At 45.6% G+C, this 1,440-nt stretch carries 1 protein-coding gene and 1 pseudogene; both read right to left on the bottom strand.

Translation table 11 applies throughout. The annotated features are described in order from the left end of the window. Positions 1–844, bottom strand: a pseudogene (locus A3762_RS19830) (cytochrome P450); the annotation flags it as partial. Positions 845–875: 31 nt separating this feature from the next. Continuing rightward, a complete protein-coding gene (locus tag A3762_RS19825; protein ID WP_068756284.1) occupies positions 876–1,196 on the bottom strand; it encodes a 2Fe-2S iron-sulfur cluster-binding protein in 321 nt (106 codons plus the stop codon). Between the last annotated feature and the right edge of the window lie 244 nt (positions 1,197–1,440).

The raw sequence follows: 1,440 nt of genomic DNA, 5'->3' as shown, positions 1-1,440 counted from the left end.
CAATCATGTCTTTCGTGTTGTCATTGGTTAGCAGCAAACTGATTAAATCAAATCCCGGAGCCTGACCTGACTTCAAGCGCGCCTCTTTTTCGCGCCATAACTCCGAGAAGCCCTTTGCCATGGCACCAGCAACTTCGAAGGCTTGAGCGGTATACCCGGTCCCACCGGTGGTTTCGGGGGATGCTGCAGCCACGTCAGACCAGAAAGCCAATTTACGACGTTCTTCGTAGGGGAAATCCAATAAAGTTGCCAACATGCGACTTGTTAACTCTATTGATACGCAGTCCACCCAATCAAAAGGCTCATCTACCGGCAAGTTATCAAGCACATCACAGGTTCGCTGACGAATTAAGGACTCCATTTCCTTTAAATTCTGAGGAGCAACAACGCCTTGAACAGCTTGTCGTTGAACATCATGTTTAGGGGGATCCATCGCAATAAAGGTTTGAATTTCGATACCTTCAGGTTGCGGGCCTATCGATATAATAGGTTCGGCAGAAAAAAGCTCATGATGCTTATCAACATACATAATGTCTTCGAAACGTGTCACCGACCAAAAAGGTCCAAATGGACTGTTCGCTTGATAGTGCACCGTACTCTCATCTCGTAGACGTTGAAAATACTCCAACCACCGCCCCTGTCGAAACAAAAAAGGATTGCTGACATCAATTTCACCCAATGAAAGATCAGCAACAGGAGGAATTGGGGTTTCAGTAAATGTCGGAATAGCGCGCGCTAAACCCAAACGCTTTTTGAATTTTTGAAAGGCATGCGCTCCCTTAATTTGCAGATGCATAGGAACAAGCGCGGTACTCTTTTCAATCACAGGCTCTAAAAGTTTCATTGGTCTTTTACCTTCGTTGCACTATGTGACATTACATCTGGAATTCAGGAAGTTTGACGACCATCCCGTTGTCATCAGCGCTAAGTCGAACCTGACATGCAAGTCGTGATTCTTCTCGTTTCTCTGGCGCCATATCTAGCATTTGAGCTTCTTCTAAATTGATTTCACCCAATTGATCACGCCATTGTGGGTCTATAAACACGTGGCACGTGCCGCACGCGCATTCCCCACCACAATCCGCATCAATACCCGGCACCATATTTTCGGTCGCCACTTCCATTACAGACTGCCCATTCTCATAACTTAGAGAATGCTCTGTCCCATCGTGTTCGATCAGGGTTATCGTGCTCATGCTTTACCTCTTATTATTTTCACGTGCGATTCTGATTAAGTGAGGCAAAGATTAGAGTGTCAAACACATACAAGGGAGGTCATTTATTGCCATTCGAGAGTCATTTATTGACATCGCAGGGTCATTTAAAGACACTATAAGAAAGACGACCACTATTGGCGTTATCCACCACCACAGTGACATGAGATCGCGATAACGATGAACGAAGCCGCAACCATCCCCTCGAACTATTCAAGACTGATAG

Source organism: Oleiphilus sp. HI0125, from assembly GCF_001635355.1.
The sequence above is the reverse complement of the archived record's forward strand: the minus strand, read 5'-3'. Positions and strand labels throughout refer to the sequence as shown.

What these genes read in the sequence shown, in the direction of transcription:
- A3762_RS19825 (WP_068756284.1), bottom strand. Translation starts at nt 1,196, where the DNA reads ATGAGCACGATAACCCTGATCGAACACGATGGGACAGAGCATTCTCTA.